Consider the following 18,769-nt stretch of genomic DNA (forward strand, 5'->3'; position numbering starts at 1 on the left):
GGAGGCTCCCCTATGATTCGTTCCATCTGTCTCAACCCGGTTATCGACCGGATGTATTACATCGATGATTTTATAGCCGGAAAGCTCCACAAGGGCATTGCTCCCTTGGCATACCCCGGCGGCAAGGGTGTGAACATTGCCCGGGTGGTTTCTCTTCTTGGGGAGCCCTGTGCACTCTACGGCTTTTTAGGCGGCTTAGGCGGCCAGCTTATCGCCCGGGAGATGGAACAGCTGGATGTTCAGCTGCGCACCATCTCTCTGGAGGGCGAATGCCGGGTCACCATCAACATTATGGATCGGAAAAACAACCGGGAAACCGAAATTACTGAGCCCGGCCCGGCGGTCTCCCCCCAGGAGCTGGCCCGGTTCTTTGCGGAACTGGAACAGGATACCCAGCCCGGGGATGTGGTGATTTGCTCCGGCTCTGCTGTGGCTGGGATGCCGGAGGATGTATACAAAACAGTCAGTGAAATTTGCGCCCGCAAAAAGGCTGAGTGTTTTCTGGATACCTCCGCCCAGTATCTTTCCGGCGCTTTGCCGGGAAACTACCGCTTTGCCAAGCCCAACGCCAATGAGCTGAACTTTCTGTTCGGCCTGAGCGGCAAGCCGAATCTGGCTGAAATGGTAAAGCTGGGTCAGAGAGCCCGTGAGCAGGGAATCGGTCAGGTGCTCATCTCCATGGGCGGTGAGGGCGGCCTGCTGGTGGAGGAAAGCCGGGCCCTGCTGGCCGAAATTCCCCCAGTGGAGACAGTTTCCACCATCGGCAGTGGGGATTCCACAGTGGCCGGTTTTGCTGTGGGCGTTTCCCGTGGCCTTGCCCCGGAGGATTGCCTGCGTCTGGCCATGGCCTGCGGTGTCTGCAACGCCACCTACAGCAAGGTGGGGTTTGTGGAAAAGGAGCAGGTGAAACAGCTCACCGAAAAAATTCGGCTAAAAGCGATTTAGCCTTGCTTTCGAGGATAAAAAAACACCCCGCATCAGCGAGGTGTTTTTTTGCGCCTGCTATTCTTCATCCCTCTGTGTGGAGATGGTATAGCTTCGATCCAGCGTAATGACACAGAAATATTGTCCCCCCAGCTCCCGCACCTCCTGCGAAATCTTCTGGCGCAGCTGGTTGTTGGTCATTTTATATTTTGGCGGCACTGTAATATCAAATATCAGGTTGGAGTGGCTGGTTCCCTTGACCATGCGAAAATCATGCATGGAAAGGGCTGAATCCACTCGGGCCACAATCTCCCGCAGCTTTTCCCGCATTTGGTTGGTTTCCGGGTCATCCACCACAATGGGGTCCATGTGGATCACCAAATCAATGGCCAGTTCGCAGGCCACATCCCGCTCGATGCTGTCTACAATATCGTGGCTGATCAGGATATCCTGACTGGCCGGCATCTCCACATGAGCCGAGGCATAGCTTTGGGTGGGGCCATAGTTGTGCACCACCAGATCGTGCACCCCCAGCACCGAAGGGTAGCTGAGGATTTTTCCTTCAATAGACTGCACCAGCTTGTGATCGGGCGCCATCCCAAGGAGAGGGTCCAGCGTCTGGCGAATCAGCCCCACGCCTGACCACAAAATAAAGAGCGCCACCGCCGCACCCACATACCCATCCAGCTCAAGCCCGGTGAAATAGGCTACTAAAGCGCTGACTAGAACCGCCAGCGTGGTGTAGACATCATTCATGCTGTCAGCGGCTGTAGCAATGAGCGCCGTGGAGCCAATGCGCCTGCCCACCTGCCTGTTGAAACGGCCCTGCCAAAGCTTAATAAGGATGGATAGAGCCAAGACCCCTGCTGTCACCCATGAAAAAGCAACCGGCTGGGGTGCCAGTATTTTCTGGAAGGAGGATTTAAGGAAATCCAAACCGATGACCATCACGATCATAGCCACCGCCAGCCCACTGAGATACTCTATGCGGGCATGGCCGTAGGGGTGCTCCTCATCCGCCGGCATACGGGAAAGGCGAAAGCCCACCAGCGTAATCACCGATGAGCCACAGTCGGAAAGATTGTTGACAGCATCCGCCGTGATGGCGATACTGCCGGCAAGGGTTCCAATCACCATTTTTGCCGCAAACAGCAGGAGATTGGAAACGATTCCCACCACCCCCGCCAAGCGGGCATAGCCCTCCCGGACTGCGGGATTCTCAGTTTGGGAAGGGTTTTTCACCAGCAGTCGGATCAAGAAATCAGTCATGTTCAAACCTCCCAACTACAAGCCTCTCAGTAGATTCAACTAAATAGAGTATACCTAATATTTTATACAGATAGTAAATAAACAATTCCCATTATTACAGGTTTTCCTGAAAAGTACATCCTGTCGGTTCCGGAAGAAGAAAAAAGAATAAACAAGGCTCATTCTATTTACAGTCGGAATACGAGCCTATAAAATATACAAATTGTATTGATTAGAAGTGATCGTAGAACACGGTTTCAGTAAGGGGCTTACGGAATTGATCGTGGCGATCGGGCAGGCGAACCTTACCGTCCGCATAGCCAAGAAGCAGAATGTTCACCGGCTCCCACTCCTGCGGGATCGCGAATTCCTCCCGAATCACAGTGGGGTTAAAGGCGCAGACCCACACACTGCCTATCCCCTGATCGGCGGCGCACAAGCACATGTGATCGGTGACGATAGAGGCATCAATCTGAGCGGAATCCAAACCATCGTAGGAGCGGCGCCATGATTCCTCGTGATTGGCGCACACAATGAGGGCAACAGGAGCCCCAAAGGTTTTGTAGCCCTTGCTCAGTTTTTCCATACCCTCGGGTGTACGCACCACCAAAACCCGCTGGGGCTGGTTGTTGCAGGCTGTGGGTGCTACACGGCCAGCCTCTAAAATAATATCCAGCTTTTCCTGCTCTACCGGCCTATCCTGATATTGGCGGGCGGCGTATCTGGTTTTTGCAAGCTGTAGAAAATCCACTTTGCAGTCCTCCTGTTTTTTATCCACATTTGCGCTGTAAAAGCGTTTGGCTTTACAGCCTAAAATCCCTTTATTATGCCATTGAGAGCATCCAATAGCGCTTTATGTGCTTCGTTATACCATAACGCATCTCCTGCGGTTTAATAAAGCCGATATTTTCAACTCCCGCACTCATGCCGTGCGGCTGGCACATCCTTTCTCCACGATGAGAAAGGATGCAAAGAATCGCCAAGGGGGCGCTCCCCCTTGGTACCCCCCAGAGCCTAAACAAAGCAGTGTGTAAATCCCTAAGCTGCGGTCGTGCTGTTGTCGCACAGGCACATACTTTCTTTTTGGCTGAAAAAGAAAGTATGCAAAGAAAAAAGCCTTCTCTGGCGGCAGGCCAACTTCTTGGAGTTATGATGCCATGAACCCAGTCAATGGTATCATAGCCCTGCGCAATAAGGTGGTATACTGCCTACTATTGTAAATAGTATACCACAAATGCACACGCTGACGCAATGAACCACACCCCAAAGCCTGCAATATCCGTATAGTCTGTCTATCAGCCCCGATAGCCTTCAATATGTAAGAAGCGGATAGTCCGAATGCTGTAGGTATCCAACGGGCGGTAATCGCTGTCGTAGGAGTGGCAGGCGATCAGGGTATTTTGATAATCGGGCACCGAGCCGGTTTCCACCACAACAAGGGTATGGTGAAAATCCTCCCGATAAACCGCCAGCTGAATGATATCCCCCGGCTCCATGGCGGTAATATCGGTTTCCACGGCAAAAGGGCCGGGGCCGATGTTGCTGGTGAGAAAATTGTAAAGATACTTCACCCCAGACCAAGAAGGTGTTCGGTCGCTGGGGGAATTGTAATACCACCCGAACAGGGGCTTATAGTTCATCACGCCGCCCCCCGCATGCAGGCACTGAGAGGCAAAATTGGCGCAGTCTCCCCCTAGGCCCGTAAAATTATAATAGGCGGGGTTGCGCCCCAGCGCCCATTTGTGGGCATAAGCCACTGCCTTTTCCCGGTTATAGGGTATTTCTCTCGAACCCAAGGGCCTGCTCATATTCTACTCCGCCTTTCCCTTTTTTCTTCGGTTTTGTGTCACTCAAACCGCTTTATCCTTTAGTTTATGGAAAAAAGACGAAAAAGGTTCACAGAGAATGTTGAGAGGCTGAGCTTATGCAGACGTAAAAGTGCCGGAGCCTTTTCTTCAAGGCCCCGGCACTTTTAGGCGGATACAGTCTATCCGACTTTTTTATCCTTGTCATCCTCTTCATCCAGACCCAATTCCTTGGCTGCATAATCCCGCAGCTTGTATTTCTGGATTTTGCCGCTGGCGGTCATAGGCAGTTCTTGGATAAACAGCACATGGCTGGGAACCTTGTGGCGGGCCATATTTTCCCGGACGAACTCCTGAATTTCAGCCTGTGTGCATTCGGTGACAAAATGCCGCAGCACGATGCAGGCCACAACCTCTTCGCCGTAAACCTTGCTGGGAATGCCGATTACCTGCACATCCTGCACCTTTTTGTGGATATAGAGCAGCTCTTCCAGCTCCTTGGGATAAATATTCTCGCCGCCCCGGATAATCATATCCTTAATGCGGCCGGTGATTTTATAGTAGCCGTTTTCATCCACTGTAGCCAGATCGCCGGTGTGGAGCCAGCCCTCGGAATCAATGGCCTGTGCGGTGGCTTCGGGCATTTTGTAGTAGCCCTTCATGATGTTGTAGCCTCTGGCGCAGAATTCACCGGGGGTATCCACCCCCACCTCTTCGCCGGTTTCGGGGTCAACAATTTTGCATTCCACACCGGGCAGGTTACGGCCTACGGTGTGCACCCGCAGCTCAACGGGATCATCCACAGTGGTCTGGGTGCAGCCGGGGGAAGATTCGGTCTGGCCGAACACAATGGTAATGTCCTTCATGCCCATTTTCTCAATGACCATCTGCATGGCCTTGGCCGGGCAGGGAGAACCGGCCATAATGCCGGTGCGCAGCTTAGGGAAGCGGTATTTGCTGAAATCAGGATGCTCAAACACAGCGATAAACATGGTGGGAACGCCGTGAACAGCGGTGCATTCCTCATTCTGACAGGCCTGCATCAGCTTGACAGGGTTATAGTATTCCAGCGGCACCATAGAGGTGGAGTGGGTCACCGAGGCCATAACCGCCAGCACAAGGCCAAAGCAGTGGAACAGCGGCACCGGGATGCACAGCTTATCCTCCTCGGTGAACTTCATGCAGTCACCGATGGATTTGCCATTGTTGATGATGTTGTAGTGTGTGAGCATAACCCCCTTGGGGAATCCGGTGGTGCCGGAGGTATACTGCATGTTAATGACATCGTGGCAGTCCAGATCGGCCTTGACCGCCTCCAGCTCCGCATCCGAAACACCGCTGCCCATTTCCATCAGGCCATCCCACGGGGTCATGCCAGAGGGGCAGGCATCGTCACCGACATAAACGGCATTTTTAAAGAAAGGATATTCCTCACTGGAAAAGCTGCCGGGCTGGGAATTCTTCAGCTCCGGGCACATCTTATAGATGGTTGCGGGATAATCCACATCCTTGAAGCCCCGGGTCATAACCAACACCTTGGCATCCGACTGCTTCATGAGGTACTGCATCTCAAACACCTTATAGTTGGTGTTAACGGTAACCAGAACGGCACCAATTTTAGCCGTTGCAAAAAGAGTGACCATCCACTGGGGAACATTGGTGGCCCAAATGGCAACATGATCACCTTTTTTCACGCCCATGGACATAAAGCCCTTAGCGGCCCGGTCGCATTCCTCGTTGAATTCCTTCCAAGTGCGGCGGTAAGGGCGGTCAATGTATTTAATGGCTTCCCGATCGGGGTATTTCTTCGCTACATCCTCCAGCATCTGGCCTACTGTGCATTCCCAAAACTGTTCCATGGCTATAAATCCTCCAATAAAAATAAATTTGTTGGATACTCATATGGCAGCAGAGCCAATGCACGTTTTCTTGCAGTGGGGTGAAGTGCAGTATATGAGTATATGGAATTTAATATTTTGGCCGAAAGGATAAAGCAAAAAGACAATAAAAAAGCTCTCGTCTTTCTGTTTTATCAGAAGACGAAAGCATAAAACCTCCGCGGTACCACTTCTTTTGATGCCTCTAAAAATGCATCCACTCTGCCATGTCTTGTGCACCCGCACGCCAACATGCTCCTTTTATATCGGTAAGGACTCCGTTCAAACCTACTGTAAATTCAGTTGACTGCTCCGAGGTGAGTTCACCTGCTGCCCATCTGCCGCTTTTCAGCAACCGCGGCTCTCTGAAAGACCTGCACCAAGCTACTATTCCTCATCTACGCATTAAAATATTAAATTATGTTATAGTATAGCGTTCCTATCCAGTTTTGTCAACCTGTTTTTGCACAAAATTGTTTACCCAACCGCTGTTTTTTAGTATAATGAACAAAAAGCAAGAGGAGGGGCCTGTTGTGAACAGAAAAGCTGTCTGTATCGTTGCGATAAGCGTTTGTTTGATTGCTGCCGTGTTACTGCTCACACAGCTTGCTTTTCCCGATAAAAAGCACCCCACTAAACCAGAATACATTTGCAGCATCGATTCTCAAACTGTGGAATCCATCTATAGCCTGTCACATTTTATGCATCAGGAATTTGGCACCCAACAGACAGAGAGAACTCAAATTTCAAATTCCTTAGCCACCCAATATGTTCTTGAGCTGATGTTTGACGAATATAAAATAACGGTGCCGGAGAATATCCCAACACAAACGCAATTTCCATATGCTTCGGTACGCGAAGAATATGAGAAAGCCCTTTCCCGTGGAGATCAAAATGAAATTGAACATCTGCACCAAATACTCAGCATGATGGAAAGATGTGCCGAGGCCATGGGAGTCACAGTGGAAGAATATGAGCAATACACCGACTCCCAAATGCTATTTATAACCAAACGCCGAATTCTGTTTGAAAATGAATTTGCAAATGACATATCGGCCTTGGAGACAGCTATTTCCCGGTATGCGGATGAAAAAGGCATTGCCTTTACGCTGGATGGCCAGCCCTTGGATTTTCAGGTGCTGATTGATATAAAGCAAAATGCTGCAAGGCCCCCCTCTACCCTAAGAGGTCCAATACAGAGTTTTACGACTCTGCCACCTGTTACCTACGATCTGAATGAGTTTGCTTCCGACCAAGGATAAATTAAAAAGCCGCCGTATTGATACGGCGGTTCAGAGTGTTAAAAAAAGTTAAACCAAGCTGTATGCTGCTGTATATCTATTCAATAACAAGGGCGATGGAGTTTCCCGCGCCCTTGTTATTGAAGTAATTGCTCGTTAGCTTTGTTCGCCGAAGGCTAATGTAGTATACGCTGTTTATTATCTAGGCTGACTACTAAACACTAATTCTGCTATTTCTTTAGCAGATGGAGAATTTTTCAAATCATATCCCAAAACATCAGGATTAAAAATTAAGTCCCATGTATTTCCATTGGGGAAATTTTTTTCCAACAAATTAATGTAATAATGAATATCTTTATTACAAGGGTCTTCCATGATAAAATTTATTATATGAAACAGCTCTTCCTTAGTGATATCTTTAATAAGTTTAGGGGAAATAGTTAAAATGTCATCAATAAACTCATCAAGCGAACATACTCCTGAATAGCTTCTTATTTCCGACAAAGTAATACTTTTAGATGGAGGTAAAAGTTCATTTATCTGTAATAAAAATTCAGCATAATCCTGATTAAACTCATAAGCGTCTTCAACAGTCATAATTAATTGTTCAAGTTGCTTCTTATTTACTTTTTTCCTTATTGGTGGTTGTAGTTCGTTCCTTAATTCCATAGAAATCTTTCCTCCATTTTAGGTTATATAAGTTATCATCGTGACCTTATTCCAACAATCTTTATTAAGACTTATTTTAGCACATTCAATTTCAATAGAAAAGTCAGTGAATATCTATGCACTAGTATTCACTGTCAAAAAATCCAAACCAGTCGTATGCTACTGCATATCTATACAAAAGGGACGGTGTGGATTGGTTCCGCACCGTCCCTTGACCGGTTGCTATTCATTAACATTGTTTAACAATGTTTCATTTGTCGGATGTATGCTGTAAAGGGCGGATACCGTGGCAAACGGCTCATTTGCAGGGGTTCCGGGGCCTTGCGGGAAGTGGGTGATACATATGTGATTGAATGGGCAGGCATTATGCCGCCCATTTTTTGCAAATATATAGGCATAGCAGCGGCGTCACCCCGGAAAGTCTCAAAGAACAGGAACTTTGGCAACGGCATGCCCTGCAGTTTGCTTATAAGATATGGCGCTAAATTGACATACACGCATCAAGCGCAATTCTTAAAACAAATTCTCTGATATCGGTTTGATTGTCCCAACCTCTACTATCCCATTCGGCATGGGCTAAACTATCGCCTGCATAAAAGATTTGCCCGAAATCTACATCGTTATACTGTGAAACCGCTATATACGCAGAGGCTTCCATATCTACTGTTACACAGTTTTCGCTTATACGCTGACGGATTTTTGCGGGAGTTTCCCTGTAAAACGCGTCTGTTGTCCATGTTTTTGCCTTTATGTAGGAAACGTTGCGCTCAGCTAAAGTATTCTCAATTACTTGGACAACGCGTTCGTTGGCGGCAATCTGTCTTGCGGGCTTGACATAATGATACGATGTGCCTTCGTCTCTAACTGCTACCGTCGGTATTATTAACTGCCCGATAGCAATATCTTTCTGCAAAACCCCACAACCGCCGCAAGCAATGTATTTGCGGCACCCTAAAGCTGTCAATACTTCGATTTGAACCGCTGCTCCTGGCGCACCGACATATGCTTGAAGCAATACTATCTTTTCACCCTTATACTCTAATTCGTATATCGGTAATTTGATAGATTCCGCTTCAAAGTATGTGACTATCCTATGAGAATACTCTTCAAGAATTTTTTCAATCGCTTCACCAAAATTACAAAGGACACACCTTTCGGCAATATCCGTAGGTTGAAAAATGTGAAAGGGTCTAATTAAGGCATTCTTATCCCCATCAAATTCTAAAATGGGAAACTCCTTTTTCTGCATGCCGACACCGCTCCTTCTTATATCCTCTTACAGCAAAAATATCAATATGGTCCATTTGTCTTGTGTTTCCATCCCTTATCAAACATATTGTAGCATGGAATGTGGTTTCGGAGAAGGCGTTGTATACTTATACTTTGACATGCATAGCATTATTTACAGCCAGAAGCCGCCGTATTGATACGGCGGCTTCTTTTACTCTTCTCTTTCCTTACGGGGAGCGCTTTTGCGGCGGGGCGGGCGGTTAAAGCGGCTGCTGCTCTTGCCTGTTCCGGCTCCGGGAGCACCTTTCCCTCTTCTTGAACGCTCTGGGCGTGGCATAGCAGGTGCCTGCTCTGCCCGCTCCCGGCGGGGCGGACGGGAGGCCTGCGCTTCCTTGGGCGGAGGGGCCATCACTGTCATGGGGAAGGGATGAGCTCCAACCACCGGGATATCCTTGCGGATCAGCTTCTGAATATCCTTGAGGTAGGGCTTTTCGGTAACATCGCAGAAAGAAATAGCAATGCCGCTCAATCCTGCACGGCCTGTCCGGCCGATGCGGTGGACATAGGTCTCGGGGATGTTGGGCAGATCGTAGTTGATCACATGGGAGAGCTGGTCAATATCAATGCCCCGGGCGGCAATGTCGGTAGCCACAAGCACCCGCAGCTTGCCGTTTTTAAAGTTGGTCAGCGCCAGCTGCCGGGCACCCTGGGATTTATCCCCATGAATGGCAGCAGATGTAATGTTGGCCCGGCTCAAATCCCGTGCCACACGATCGGCTCCGTGCTTGGTGCGGGTAAACACCAGAGCGGTGCGGATGGATTTGTCTGCAAGCAGGCTCTGCAAAAGAGCGCGCTTGTTGATTTTATCCACAAAATACACCCGCTGGGAAATGGTATCCACCGTGGTGGCGGCAGGGGTAATTTCCACCTTGACCGGGTTCTGGAGCAAGGTATCCACCAAATGCTGAATTTCGGGAGGCATGGTTGCGGAAAACAAAAGGGTCTGCCGCTTGGGGGGGAGATAGGAAATAATCTTTTTCACATCGTGGATAAAGCCCATATCCAGCATACGGTCGGCTTCATCCAGCACAAATATTTCCACCTTGGCAAGATTCACCAGCTTTTGATTCATCAAATCCATCAATCGGCCGGGGGTTGCCACCAGCACATCCACGCCCCGGCGCAGGTTTTCCTCCTGCGGCTTTTGGGAAACACCGCCGAATACCACGCAGCTGCGCAGGCCGGTCTGGCGGCCGTAAGCCGAAAAGCTTTCCTGAATTTGCAGTGCCAGCTCACGGGTCGGGGTCAGCACAAGGGCACGGATGGGGCGTCTGCCCTCCGGTCTTTTGCCCTTCTCATACAGCAGCTGAAGAATGGGCACGGCAAAAGCTGCGGTTTTTCCGGTACCGGTCTGGGCACAGCCCAGCAAATCGCGGCGCTCCAGCACGGGGGGAATCGCCTGCTCCTGTATAGGTGTGGGGTTTTTATAGCCCTCCTTGGTTAAAGCACGAAGGATAGGCGGTATAATATTCAGTTCACTAAATTCCATAGTTTCTCCTGTCTTGTGTATAAAAGAGCCGGATATCTGCTTCGGACCCTCTCCAAGCTTCCCGCGGGTCTCGCACATCCAGGCAATTTTTTCTTATTAATTTATTTTTTCGTTTTTTTCAGCTTCCATACGGCGGCTCAAACGAATAATAGCTCACCGGTTGAATTGTTTTAAATTTCGAACCGAACACCCACCGCTTGCTGCTCTTCTTCTTGCGGTGCACCAGCCGGTTTCGCCTCTTAAAGTGAGCTTTTCATTGCCACCTGAAAACCATTCCGGCCACTGCAACATAAACTAGAATGGGATTATTTCAACTTTTAGGAGGCATGCTGTTATGTGTACTGCAATTACCCTGCAATCGGCAGGGGGAGAAAATGTTTTTGCAAGAACAATGGATTTTTCTTACGATATTCAGCCCCATCTTTATGCTGTTCCCAGAAATTTTGTCTGGAACAATGCCCCCAACGGCCGCTACAATCGAGATCGTTACAGCTTTATGGGCATTGGCCAGCAGTTGGGGAGCCTTCTGGGCTTTTTTGATGGTGTAAATGAAAAAGGCTTTGCAGCGGCATCCCTGTATTTTGCAGGATACGCCCAATATGCCACCGCCGGTTCCAATTCCTCCGCCATTCCTGTTGCCTCTTATGACTTCCTGCATTACATACTGGGAAGCTGTTCTTCGGTGGAAGAACTGATCAGCCAGCTTGGCAGCGTTCAAATTGTGGGTATGCCCGACCCGGTAACCCAAACGGTGGCGCCTTTACACTGGATCGCCACCGACCGAACCGGTCGATGTGTGATTCTTGAGCCTGCGGGAGATCGGCTCTTGGCATACAACAATCCCATTGGCGTTTTGGCCAACAGCCCCGATTTCCCATGGCATATGACCAATCTTCGAAATTATACGGAAGCCTCGCCCCGGCAAACGGAGGAGGCCTTCTGGGGCAGTGTGCAGCTTACCCCTTTTGGGCAGGGCGGAGGAACCGACACATTGCCGGGAGGATACACCTCGCCCCAGCGTTTTGTGCGCACAGCTTATCTGAAAACCCATATCCCCCAACCGGGAAATGGTGAAAAAGCTGTTCTTTCCTGCTTTCAGATCCTAAAAAGCGTATCCATTCCGAAAGGTGCTGTGGTTACAGCCCGGGGCACCGATGACTATACACGGTATACCGCCAGCCTCAACGCCAGCACCGGGGAATACTATTTCAACACCTATGAAAACCCACAAATCCGAAAAGCCCATTTTCATGCAGACAATGCCGCCTCGGGCAGCCTCATCGATCTGGGTAGTCTGGCTCAGCCCGTTTCTTTTGAGCAGATGTAAACAGGCGCGGTCCCCCTGATTTTTCGCTCAAAAGGCAGGATATATGCACAATATAATATCATAGCATAAAAATTCAGACTTTTCCACACGCTAAAGTAAACAACCACAGCTTAAATTGCAGTTATGAAATTGTTTTCAATTCACAGGTGCAATGCAGGGCTGCCATTTTCGGGAAAAGACCTGCACCGATTTGCCAATCCCTTATCAGTACTGAGAAGATACTTGGTGTGGGCCGGAAAATTCGCCCTCTCCAACATAAACCCGTATGCTTCCCCGCTGGGCCTTGGCCTGATACAAAGCCTGATCCGCCCGGATAAACAGCTCCGCTAGCTTCATTCCCTTATAGTACTCAGCCAAGCCAAAGCTGGCGGTCAGCTTTAAATCCGGATCTGTAATCACATACTGCTCTTCCAGCTTTTCCTGAATGCCTTGGCAGATCCGCACAGCCTGCGCCATATCGGTTTGAGGAAATAAAAGGCAAAATTCATCCCCGCCATATCGAAAAGGGATGGCATCTTCACATTGTTGGCTGAGCACCTGCGCAAAACCGCTAAGGCATTGGTCACCTGCCTGATGCCCCAAGGTATCGTTGATGTTTTTGAATTTATCAATATCAACCATAGAAAAAATGCATCTTTCCATAGTTCTTTTTACATCCATATCCCGCAGCATATCAAGCAGCGCTTTACGGTTGAATATACCGGTCAGCTCGTCCAACTGCAGGCTTTGCTGTAAGATCAGCCGTTCCCTTTCAATGCGGATGCTGACGGTGTTTTTCTTGCGCTCATACCGAACCACCACCATGGATATACCTGTAAGTGCCACGAGAATAGAAAGCGCAACCAGAAAATTGGCAAAGCGCAGGGAACTGTTGAAAATAGTCTCCTTATCTACATCCCAGACAATAAAAGCCTCCGAAACAATCAGCAGCAGGGTGCTTAAAAAAGCGGTGCAAAAGGTAACCCAATAGCTGGCGTATACAGTGGTCAGAATAACCGCACCGGAAAAAATGTAGTAGGTGGCAACAAAGATGCTGTGGGCCGTGAACAAAACAAAGCAAATCAATGTGAACATGATGGAGACAGCGTACATTTTGAACGTTCGAGAAAGTTTTCGGCTGCGAATCACCGCTGTACCCACCAAAAGAAGAAAAAAGTTGGTTCCGCTGGGAGCCGCTATATATTTCAGCAGATAGACCGGCACACTGGAGGTACGCATATCGGAGCTCATAACAAAAATACTGATAATCCACTCCAAAGCAAAAGCAAGCACAACTGCGGCCACTGAAATGATATAGTGCAGGTTGAGCCAATGGTTATCAATTTTATCGTATTCCTGCTGTATCTGGCTGACTTGGAATTGATTCATTTGGTCTTCTGACATCTTTCCACCTGTGCCGATAATAAATTAAAAAATTTTATAAAACCACGCCGTGGTTTTCCTATACAACTATAAAGCATAAACCCAGGTGTCTCCAATTTATTGTGCGGGTTGAATCAGCGGCTTTTCCATGTAGAAATCATCCATCACATAACCATTGCCAATATCATGATCAACCGAATCAACCACGGCAAAGCCCTTATGCTGATACACAGCGATTGCCTGTTGATTCTTTCGGTTTACATGCAGATGCAGGCGGTTTTTCCCCGCCTTGCGTGCCTCATTTTCCAGCCAATCAAACAGCCCTGACGAAAGCCCTTTGCCCCTCTGGCTGTTCAGCAGATATATTTTGCTGATAAACAGGTGATCGGCCCGTATTTCATAAGCAGTATAGCCCACACGCTCTCCATCCGCCTCAATAAGAAAATACTGTGCCCCATCTGTAATCTCATGCATAATATTGTCCGGCGATTGGTAATGGCACAGCATGTATTCGGTCTGTTCCGCTCCGATAATGGGTGGGAATACCTCACGCCAGATTTTTTGCAGCAGGGGCAGCAGCTCGGCTACATCCTGTTTTGTCTGAATGGATTTTAAACTCACTTTCATTATACATATTCTCCTGACACAAAAATGTTCTAAGGCTATTATACACGTTCCGGTACCTAAAACTCAACATATATGTCTGGTGTAATCCATATTCCCCAAGGCGTTTGTGCCCAGCTAAAGACATTTGGATGTGTGTTTTCCAACTTAGAATATACAACTGTAGACAGACAGGCCGGCTTTATGCCTGCCTGTCTGTCTCAGACTGTAGATATAACCAGTTTGAATTTAAGAGGGTATGGTTCTGATTCGGAATTTTCCGAAGTCGAATTGATTTTGATGCAGATTTGTGTAACACCATAGGAACAGAAAGGGAAAATCGGGATAGCTACAGCTTATTCACACAACCGGCCGTCTTTTCTCGTATTGCAGAATACAGAATGCATCCCGGCTGAGGATTTAAGGCTTGATATACGCATATCCTTCATTTTGCCTATCGATTAACTCCCTCACCCCCACAGGCACCACTTTGACAAAGGGGAAAATCTGCTCTGCCGAAAGCTTCATTCCAAGCAATGCATTCTTGCACGCAACAAAGCCAACACCTTTTTGTGATAAAGCTTCCAGCTTGCTTGTATCCATCAAGCCGCCGCTGTTTGCATAGCCTTTAACGGCTTCCGAATTAGCCAAAACCTCTATGGATACACCGAAGGGCGCACCCTCATAGGAACCCAATAAATTTTGAACGTTGTTCAGAAGCAGGTTCCACTTAGCAAACTCGTCTATATGAAAAATCACTTTAGCATCCATTTGTTCAGACCCTTATTTTATATTTTGTTCTCTTGATTACAGTATCATAATTCCGGCTTTATTGCAGCAAGAAAATAACCTTAATGGTTGATCAATTCGCTTTACTTTTCAACAACGGCACACTGCGCCGGCAGATGATTCACCTGAACATTAGCCGGCTTCTTTTTCCAGCCTTTGAATGGATTTAAAGCGGTACAGAAAAATGGAAGCAATGCACAGCAAAACCCCCGCTAACAGGATGAGAAGGCCCGATCCTCTGCCTGCCCCTGTTCCCAGCAGCTTACCCAGATTACCCGAGAGTCTTCCTCCTTCCAGCAGCAATGGTGTAAAGAAATAATCGGCGAGCAGGCCCGAAAGGCTATAGGCAACCACATAACCCATCTGGGAAATGAGCCCCACCAGCCCCCATGCACGTCCTTGAAATTCATTGTCAATGTTGGTGCGCAGCAGATAATCAAGGCTCATGTTAGCAAATGGCAGCATAGAAAAAAACAGAAACCCTGCCAAGGTGATCATCATAACATTTTCCCGCAAGCCAAACAATGCCATAAAAATGCCTGCGCCAAACAGCGAGCCGCATAGGATTTTTACATAGCCCTTTTTAACCGAAAAGATACCGAGCAAAACACTGGAGGCCAGCATCCCCATAGCCGCCAGAGACTGTATTGAACCCAACGCGCCGCTGTCGGAAAAGCTCAGAATCATAGGAGAAGCGAGTGTCTGAATAAAGCCGAGACATAGGGTTATAACAGAGCCAACCAAAACCAGCGTTAACACACCCTTGTTTTGCGCGACGGCTTTCCATCCATCCTGAAAGCTGACTGTAAAAGAAGCATCTTCTATTTGCGGTTTGGCGGTTAATCCCTTACGGACAGCCAGCGTTGCTGCAACGGTTACAAAAAAAGTGCAGATATCCAGAATAAGCAGCAGCCGTATATCCGATACCGCCAGCAGAAGCCCTGCCATAACAGGTGAAATCAAATACTTTGCAGAACCCGCTATTTGAACCAGACCGCTGGCTTTTGTATACTGCTCTTCTGTCAGCAAATCTGTTACAGTTGCCCGGTAAGCAGGCTCCAGCAATGATGAAAATACAGAGCTGATGGTCACGCCTACACAAATCTGCCAAAACGATGCCACCCCATCCCAAACAAAAAACAGGATAAGCAGCGGCCCGATGGCTGAAAGGCTGTCTCCCAATATCATAAGGAGCCTGCGGTCATAGCGGTCGGCCAATACCCCTGCAGGCGCGCTGAGCAGGAGAGAAGGCAGAAAAGCCAGCAACATAACCATTGATACCTGAGAGGCCATTCCCGACTGCTGATAAACATAAACACCCAGCCCAAAAGACGTGAGCCCGCCTCCCACAGCTGAAACAAGCTCACCGGACCAAAGAAGCAGAAACTTTCCAAAAGGCTTTGAAGTATTAGACATGGTGCCCCTCCGATTCACTCTCAAACATTTGTGACGCCGATGAAAAGGCACCCCTTTCTACACCCAACAGGCACTCTATATGAAATGGTTCTTTGCACCTTTTGATGCATCATTTCGCTGCCTTTAAAAGACGGCTGCTGTGCCGCTCAATCAACGCATCCATAACATCCTCTTTGGATTTAAAATGGCGATACCGTGTTCCCCATGGAATTTCGGCAGCTTCTAAAAACTCATTGGTGCTTGTGCCACCAAATTTTTTTGCGCAAACAGCTTTTCCGCCACATTGAATATTGATCTATAGAGTCTGAGTGACTTCACAAATAATCAATCAACAAGATCATTTTGAAATCTGGAAAGATGCTCGTAAGGAAGAATCAGTCTTCCCCGGTATAAGCCGCAGCCATCGTTAATAAGCGAGTTGTTCATCGCCGAGAACATGTTTACATCCAATTTTGATAATTCAAGCTGCTGCAGCAGGATGCCTCTTTCATAAGAATCATCAAAATAAATATTTTCTCCTTTGGGAATTGCATTTCGTTTCGCTCTTTCACTTTCCTGCCGTTTTTCATAACCCAAATGATTAGCAGGGCCGATTTCAGCAAAATCATCCATCTCTTTTGTCCGAAGCTGTACCTCCACATAGCAGCGTGCAATGTTATCATAAAAAGTTATGTGCAGGGAACGATAGCCGCTAGGCTCGGGATTGACAACATAATCTTTGTAATAAGGGCTTATATTCTCTTTGAGCAAAGGCGATCTTCTCTGACCCTTAAAGGAGGCGATTTCCGCGGTAAATCCACGTTCCTCCATAAAACCAAGCAGCTGGTTGGCAACATCATATAGATATTTATTCTCTTCCTCTGCGCAAATCTCATCTTCCTTCAAATGACACTTGGGAAGTGAAATCACGATTCTATATGCGATCAGATCCCGGAAACAATTCAAATAGTTTTTCAATTCGGGAAGAGAAGGGTAATCGCCGTGTTTAACATAATACTCGTAAATATATTCCACAATGTATCCGTTAAATTTGGCTTCCGCACGGATCAGCGATTTAATGCGGCCCTTAAAAGTAAAGGCAAGAAAGGGATATTCATTTGCCATATGTTTATAGAATTCCCGAATCCGCTGAGACTGAGAAGTCAGAAATTCGTTATGCTGCAAGAGTTCCGCAATTTGAAGCAAAAAATTGCAGTGCACAAGATCAATCTGATTGTTGGTTTCTTTCGAGGATTGTTTCAAATCCTCACTGTATCTCTGCAAGATTTTAAGAACAGTATCGCCAGAGTATAAATAATCATTCAATTTTTTCATTCTCATTTTCCGCATCCGTTTATGCTTTCAGAGATGCAGTTTCCTTTCTGACATCTTGGCGAGGAATACCACTGTTTCTATATGTGTTGATGCCGTGATAGGGATTCCCCAAACGCGCGGTTTGGCCTTGGCGGAAGCATTAGATTCAACCGGCACTTATAGAAATCGTTTCACCTTTAACGGTAAGTAATGCTCCATACTGTTTGGGATTACATATTCTGATAATACAGCCTCAAAATTTAATGAAAAAGATTCGCCACTATCTTCTGCTGAGTATTTGAATGGATACATGCTTAAAGAGTTTTGTACTGTTTCCTTTAAAAAACCAGGTATCTGTTGCATAAAGCCTTGAAGTAATGAAATATCGAAGTCAAAGGAAGCCAACAGCTCAACTCCCCTTTGTAAGGCTGACATAAAAGTAAATGTATTTTCGTCCAATTTAACCACGTTAGTAATATAGCAGTTATAAAAGCATTGGAGCAGGTCTTGCTCTATCCCATTTTCAATGCACCATATCCCATAATCAAGCTTGTAATTAAATATATGAGGATTAGTAAATGCTACTGGGCTTAATAATTCAAATAGATCCCCCCAATTTTTTTCATTGGCGATTTCTAGTTTAAAATATAGCAAGGGTTCTATCTTATCGACATCAAAAATACTTATCTCTCTCCCATTGCACAAAACAAAACGTCTTACTTGCACTTTGCTATGAATTGCATAACTATATGCCTGTTCAACATTTTTACCTGTCAATATACTTTCTAACGGAGATTTTGCTTCTACAATAAAAGCATTTACTTTATTAACCTGAATCAGATAATCTGGAATCAGGTCAATTTTCATGCGTCTTGTTCCAAAGTGTACGAAAGGATGCTCTAAACGGGGACTTCGGATAATGCGATTCTCTGTATCAAAGCTTGAATATCCCAAACATTTTAAAAGTGGGGTAATAACTTCTTCCCTTACACTGTCTTCTTTAAATTCTACGGGTAGAGCACCAAAATTGATACCATCAAATATTCCCATTGCCTTCCTCCCTATCAATGTATGGCCCCTTTGTAAAAAATCCAACGCATAAACTTTCTGCATTAGGTATTTCTCTTGGGGTTTTATTGAATAAGTAGTCCGATCAAATGTTGTGCCAGTATTTCTATAGGCATAATAACATCCTCTGATCAGTTTTCTTTCCTTATCTATACCCACTGCAACAGGACACAACATTCTATATGTGTTGATGCTGTGAATCGGATTCCGCCAAGGCGTATTTTCGCCCTGGCGGAATCGTTATTTTTTCTGACGAGTATGGATTATAATCATTTTTTGAGAGTTCCACCTTTCCAATTATACCATATATTTTACCTCAAGTACGCTTATGTCTATTTAAAAGCAAATTATCTGCCGATAGCAATTAC

Annotated in this window: 16 protein-coding genes and 1 other annotated feature; of the genes, 3 read left to right on the forward strand and 13 right to left on the reverse strand. The window is 47.0% G+C overall.

What is annotated here, in order from left to right; translation table 11 throughout:
- The first annotated feature begins 12 nt into the window (after positions 1–12).
- Entirely contained in the window at positions 13–945 is a 933-nt protein-coding gene (locus tag U6B65_08365; GenBank protein WRS26366.1) for a hexose kinase, read from the forward strand.
- Positions 946–1,002: 57 nt separating this feature from the next.
- Here the strand turns inward: U6B65_08365 and U6B65_08370 are convergent, their stop codons facing one another.
- From U6B65_08370 to U6B65_08385, 4 genes are all read right to left on the reverse strand, one after another.
- On the reverse strand, positions 1,003–2,193 hold the full coding sequence (locus U6B65_08370) for a cation diffusion facilitator family transporter (protein WRS26367.1): 1,191 nt from the start codon (positions 2,191–2,193) through the stop codon (positions 1,003–1,005).
- 211 nt (positions 2,194–2,404) lie between these two features.
- Positions 2,405–2,923 (reverse strand): nitroreductase family protein, encoded by a 519-nt coding sequence (locus U6B65_08375; GenBank protein WRS26368.1) that lies wholly within the window; start codon positions 2,921–2,923, stop codon positions 2,405–2,407.
- A gap of 544 nt (positions 2,924–3,467) precedes the next feature.
- On the reverse strand, positions 3,468–3,980 hold the full coding sequence (locus tag U6B65_08380; GenBank protein ID WRS26369.1) for an amidase domain-containing protein: 513 nt from the start codon (positions 3,978–3,980) through the stop codon (positions 3,468–3,470).
- Between the two features lie 179 nt (positions 3,981–4,159).
- The gene (locus tag U6B65_08385; protein WRS26370.1) at positions 4,160–5,836 is read right to left on the reverse strand and encodes an AMP-binding protein; all 1,677 of its coding nucleotides are present in this window, start codon (positions 5,834–5,836) and stop codon (positions 4,160–4,162) included.
- Positions 5,837–6,009: 173 nt separating this feature from the next.
- Positions 6,010–6,264: a binding site (T-box leader), on the reverse strand.
- Between the two features lie 123 nt (positions 6,265–6,387).
- Between U6B65_08385 and U6B65_08390 the strand changes: the two genes are divergently transcribed.
- A complete protein-coding gene (locus U6B65_08390; GenBank protein WRS26371.1) occupies positions 6,388–7,116 on the forward strand; it encodes a hypothetical protein in 729 nt (242 codons plus the stop codon).
- A 177-nt stretch (positions 7,117–7,293) separates the two neighbouring features.
- Here U6B65_08390 and U6B65_08395 read toward each other — a convergent pair whose 3' ends face one another.
- The 3 genes from U6B65_08395 to U6B65_08405 form a co-directional block, all read right to left on the reverse strand.
- Positions 7,294–7,764, reverse strand: a complete 471-nt coding sequence (locus tag U6B65_08395; GenBank protein ID WRS26372.1) for a hypothetical protein — start codon at positions 7,762–7,764, stop codon at positions 7,294–7,296.
- 481 nt (positions 7,765–8,245) lie between these two features.
- The gene (locus U6B65_08400) at positions 8,246–9,013 is read right to left on the reverse strand and encodes a nucleoside phosphorylase (GenBank protein ID WRS26373.1); all 768 of its coding nucleotides are present in this window, start codon (positions 9,011–9,013) and stop codon (positions 8,246–8,248) included.
- Positions 9,014–9,205: 192 nt separating this feature from the next.
- Positions 9,206–10,543: a DEAD/DEAH box helicase gene (locus U6B65_08405; GenBank protein ID WRS26374.1), complete on the reverse strand. Its 1,338-nt coding sequence runs from the start codon at positions 10,541–10,543 to the stop codon at positions 9,206–9,208.
- Between the two features lie 334 nt (positions 10,544–10,877).
- Between U6B65_08405 and U6B65_08410 the strand changes: the two genes are divergently transcribed.
- Positions 10,878–11,870, forward strand: a complete 993-nt coding sequence (locus U6B65_08410; GenBank protein ID WRS26375.1) for a choloylglycine hydrolase family protein — start codon at positions 10,878–10,880, stop codon at positions 11,868–11,870.
- Positions 11,871–12,074: 204 nt separating this feature from the next.
- Here the strand turns inward: U6B65_08410 and U6B65_08415 are convergent, their stop codons facing one another.
- The 6 genes from U6B65_08415 to U6B65_08440 all read right to left on the reverse strand — a co-directional run bounded on the left by U6B65_08415 (position 12,075) and on the right by U6B65_08440 (position 18,383).
- Positions 12,075–13,253: a GGDEF domain-containing protein gene (locus U6B65_08415; GenBank protein ID WRS26376.1), complete on the reverse strand. Its 1,179-nt coding sequence runs from the start codon at positions 13,251–13,253 to the stop codon at positions 12,075–12,077.
- A gap of 96 nt (positions 13,254–13,349) precedes the next feature.
- A complete protein-coding gene (locus U6B65_08420) occupies positions 13,350–13,859 on the reverse strand; it encodes a GNAT family N-acetyltransferase (protein WRS26377.1) in 510 nt (169 codons plus the stop codon).
- A gap of 396 nt (positions 13,860–14,255) precedes the next feature.
- A complete protein-coding gene (locus U6B65_08425; protein WRS26378.1) occupies positions 14,256–14,606 on the reverse strand; it encodes a DsrE family protein in 351 nt (116 codons plus the stop codon).
- A 150-nt stretch (positions 14,607–14,756) separates the two neighbouring features.
- Positions 14,757–16,040, reverse strand: coding sequence for an MFS transporter (locus U6B65_08430; protein ID WRS26379.1), 1,284 nt, complete (start codon positions 16,038–16,040; stop codon positions 14,757–14,759).
- Between the two features lie 324 nt (positions 16,041–16,364).
- Positions 16,365–17,354 (reverse strand): guanosine polyphosphate pyrophosphohydrolase, encoded by a 990-nt coding sequence (locus tag U6B65_08435; GenBank protein WRS26380.1) that lies wholly within the window; start codon positions 17,352–17,354, stop codon positions 16,365–16,367.
- 156 nt (positions 17,355–17,510) lie between these two features.
- A complete protein-coding gene (locus U6B65_08440; protein ID WRS26381.1) occupies positions 17,511–18,383 on the reverse strand; it encodes a hypothetical protein in 873 nt (290 codons plus the stop codon).
- Positions 18,384–18,769: the final 386 nt, after the last annotated feature.

The organism is Oscillospiraceae bacterium MB08-C2-2, assembly GCA_035621215.1.
Classification (GTDB): Bacteria; Bacillota; Clostridia; order Oscillospirales; family Ruminococcaceae; genus WRAV01.